Consider the following 3445-nt stretch of genomic DNA (forward strand, 5'->3'; position numbering starts at 1 on the left):
GTGCCGGCCGAGGCGGTGGCGGGTCTGTTCGAACCGTTCCGCCGGCTCGCCCGGGACCGGACCTCGCAGGGCGGCGGGGCCGGTCTGGGCCTGGCCATCGCCCGCTCGATCACCCAGGCGCACGACGGCATCATCGCGGCCCGGCCCGCCGAACACGGCGGCCTGCGGGTCGACGTTCAGCTACCCGCAGTGACCTGACACTTCCACCCACCGTCCCGGGGTCCACGTACTGCTGGATCCCGCCCGTGGTGTGCCCGAAAAAGGAGAGACGATGTCACGCACCGTTGGCCAGACCCGGGCCGATGTCGAGGAGGCCAGCAGCTGGCTGGCCGGCCGCGTGGTCCGCACACCAGTGCTGCGGTCCCCGGTGATCGACGAACTCGCCGGGGCCCGGGTCCTGCTCAAGGCGGAGAACCTTCAGCACGGCGGCTCGTACAAGATGCGCGGCGCACTGCGCGCTGTCGGTCGCCTCGCCGCGGCCGGGCACACCGGGGTGATCGCGCAGAGCACCGGCAACCACGCGGTGGCGGTGGCGTTGGCGGCCCGACAGCACGGCCTCGCGGCGACAGTGGTGCTGCCGGTCGACGCGGCACCGACGAAGGTCGAGCGGGCCCGCGCGGCGGGGGCGCGGGTGGTGTTCGCCGGCACCGCCGTCGAGGAGCGGGTGGCGGTGGCCAACGGGCTCAGCGACGACAGCGGTCACCCCGTCGTCGACGCGTACGACCACCCGGACGTGATCGCCGGGCAGGGCACGGCGAGCCTGGAACTGATCGAGGACGCCGAGCGCGCGGGGACACCGTTGGACGCGCTCGTCGTACCGGTCGGCGGTGGTGGCGGGGTGGCCGGCGGGTGCCTGGCCGCCGCCGGCACCGGCATCGAGGTGTACGGCGTGGAGCCGGTGGGCTGCGACTCGCTCGCCCGCAGCCTGGCGGCCGGTGTTCGCGTGCCGGTCGCACCGGCGCCCACCATCGCGGACGGGCTGCGGCCGTCCTGCGTGGGTGAGCTGCCGTTCGCCATCGCGCGGGACAGGCTGCGCGGCGTCGTCCGGGTCGACGACGACGAGATCGCGGCGGCGTTCCGGCTGATCCTGACCGACCTCAAGGTGCTCGCCGAGCCGTCCGGCGCGGCGGCCCTGGCCGGCGCCCTCCGCCTTGCGCCGGTGACGGACCGGCAGCGGACGGTCGGTGTGGTGCTGACCGGCGGGAACGTGGAGGCGGCGTTGGTGGCCCGGTTGATGGCACCCCGGTCCGCCGACCTGACCGGGGAAGGGGCGGCGGCGTGAGCGCGCCAGTTCGGATCGGCATCCTGTTCGGTGGGCCGTCGGCGGAGCACGAGGTGTCGTGTGCGTCCGCGCTCGGGGTGGCCCGGGCGCTTGCCGGTGGCGGCTACCGCACTGTCGCCATCGGTGTCACCCGCGGCGGCGGTTTTCGGCTGATGCCCGACGCGCTGCTGGCCGAGTTGCGCGACCGGCCGGCCGGTGAGCGGGCCATCGACGACCAGTTGGTGGTGAGCGGGCCGGCCGTCGTGTTGCGGGCCGGTCCGCGTCCGGGCGTCGTGCAGGTGACCGCCGGTAACGCCCCCGGCGCTGTGCACGCCGAGCTGGACGTGCTCTTCCCGGTGCTGCACGGCCCGTACGGGGAGGACGGTGTGGTGCAGGGGCTGCTGGAGTCGCTGAACGTGCCGTACGTGGGCTGCGGCATCCTCGCCTCGGCGGTGGGCATGAACAAGGTGGCGATGAAGCGGGCGCTGCGCGCCGAGGGCATCCCCGTCACCCCGTACGTGGCGTTCGACGCGCACACCTACCGGACGGTCGACGACCCGGAGAAGCTGGTGACCGGGCTGAGCCGGCCGCTCTTCGTCAAGCCGGTCAGCATGGGCTCGTCCATCGGCATCTCCCGGGTCGGCGAGGGTGACGACCTGGCCGCCGCCGTGGGGGAGGCGCTCCGCCACGACCAGCTCGTCATGGTCGAGCAGGGTGTCGCCGGCCGGGAGTTGGAGTGCGCGGTGCTCGGTGGCTGGCGCCCCGAGGCGTCGGCGGTCGGCGAGGTGCGGGTCAGCGGCGGCTGGTTCGACTACCAGCAGAAGTACTTCGGCGACGACGACCCGATGATCGTCCCCGCCGTGCTGCCGGACGAGGTGACCGCGCGGGTCCGTGAGCTGTCGCTGCGCGCGTTCGCCGCGATCGGCGGTTGGGGTCTGGCCCGGGTCGACTTCTTCTACGTCGAGACGACCGGCGAGTTGTACGTCAACGAGCTGAACACGATGCCCGGCTTCACCGCGCACTCGATGTACCCGAAGGTGTGGGCCGCCGTCGGGGTCTCCTACCGGGAGGTGGTGGACCGTCTCGTCGAGTTGGCCCGGGTCCGGCACGCGGAACGGTCGGCGAGCACGGTGGGGAGCCTCGGATGATCCTGCTCTCCGATCCCCGGGTGGCGGCAGTGCCCAGCGCCGACGACGGCGACGAGTTCGTGGACCTGCGGGAGGTGCCGGAGCTGCGGCTCGACGGCCGGGCGGCCGACCCCGCCGGGGCGTACGCCCGGCTGCGCGCCGGTGTGGTGGACCGCCTGCTCGCCGCGCAGCGTGCCCTGCCCGGTGGGCTGCGCCTGCTGGTGGTCGAGGGCTACCGGCCGTACCGGGCGCAGCTGGCCATCTTCACCGGCTACCGGGACGAGCTGCGCCGACGACACCCGGACTGGTCACCCGAGCGGCTGCACCGGGAGACGACGAAGTTCGTCTCACCGGTCGAGGTGGCCCCGCACAGCACCGGCGGCGCGGTGGACCTGACGCTCTGCACCGACGACGGGGTGGAGGTGGATCTGGGCACTGCCATCGACGCCACCCCGGAGGACAGCGCCGACGCCTGCTTCACCGACGCCCCGGCGATCGTCGGCACCGCCCGTCGGCACCGGCAGATCATGGTGGACGCGCTGGGCGGCGCGGGGATGGTGAACTACCCGACGGAGTGGTGGCACTGGTCGTACGGCGACCGTTACTGGGCGCTGATCACCGGCGCGCCGTGTACCCGGTACGGGCCGGTTGACCTGGCCGCCGCGCGATCGATACCGGTGCCGGCTGAACGGTAGGGCGCTGCGGCCCGTACCAGGTGGGTGAAGACACCACCGAGGACGGGAGTGACGGCGATGAGGGTGCAGCGCAGGCACGTGCTGGCGGCGAGCGTGGCGGTGCTCGCCGCGGCGGGTGTGGCGGTGGGGACCAGCTTCGGGTTCGCCGACACGGCCCCGGCCCGGTCGTCGGTCTGCTCCGGCTCGGTCACCTTCTCGGCGGAGGGCGGGGCGCCGGCGGCGACCAGCGACCGGTTCCCGGTGGGTACCCGGCTGCGGGTGACGAACCTGGACAACAACCGGGCGGCCACGGTGACGGTGACCGGCCCGTCGGGCAGTTGCGTGCTGCTCAACGCGGCGGCGATGGATCAGATCCGCGAGCC

General features: G+C 73.8%; 4 protein-coding genes and 1 pseudogene. All 5 read left to right on the forward strand.

The genetic code is table 11. The features are described from left to right. Positions 1-198 (forward strand): ATP-binding protein (locus tag KBX53_RS26685; protein WP_247676266.1); only part of this gene is annotated, 198 nt, incomplete at its 5' end. A 73-nt stretch (positions 199-271) separates the two neighbouring features. After that, on the forward strand, positions 272-1282 hold the full coding sequence (locus KBX53_RS26690) for a threonine/serine dehydratase (protein WP_051708409.1): 1011 nt from the start codon (positions 272-274) through the stop codon (positions 1280-1282). Next, the gene (locus KBX53_RS26695; RefSeq protein WP_210862282.1) at positions 1279-2409 is read left to right on the forward strand and encodes a D-alanine--D-alanine ligase family protein; all 1131 of its coding nucleotides are present in this window, start codon (positions 1279-1281) and stop codon (positions 2407-2409) included. The genes KBX53_RS26690 and KBX53_RS26695 overlap by 4 nt, the downstream gene beginning before the upstream one ends. Further along, a complete protein-coding gene (locus KBX53_RS26700; RefSeq protein WP_210862284.1) occupies positions 2406-3083 on the forward strand; it encodes a M15 family metallopeptidase in 678 nt (225 codons plus the stop codon). The genes KBX53_RS26695 and KBX53_RS26700 overlap by 4 nt, the downstream gene beginning before the upstream one ends. Positions 3084-3140: 57 nt before the next feature. After that, positions 3141-3445, forward strand: a pseudogene (locus KBX53_RS26705) (septal ring lytic transglycosylase RlpA family protein); the annotation flags it as partial.

This window comes from Micromonospora sp. M51 (assembly GCF_018070305.1).
GTDB lineage: Bacteria > Actinomycetota > Actinomycetes > Mycobacteriales > Micromonosporaceae > Micromonospora > Micromonospora parva.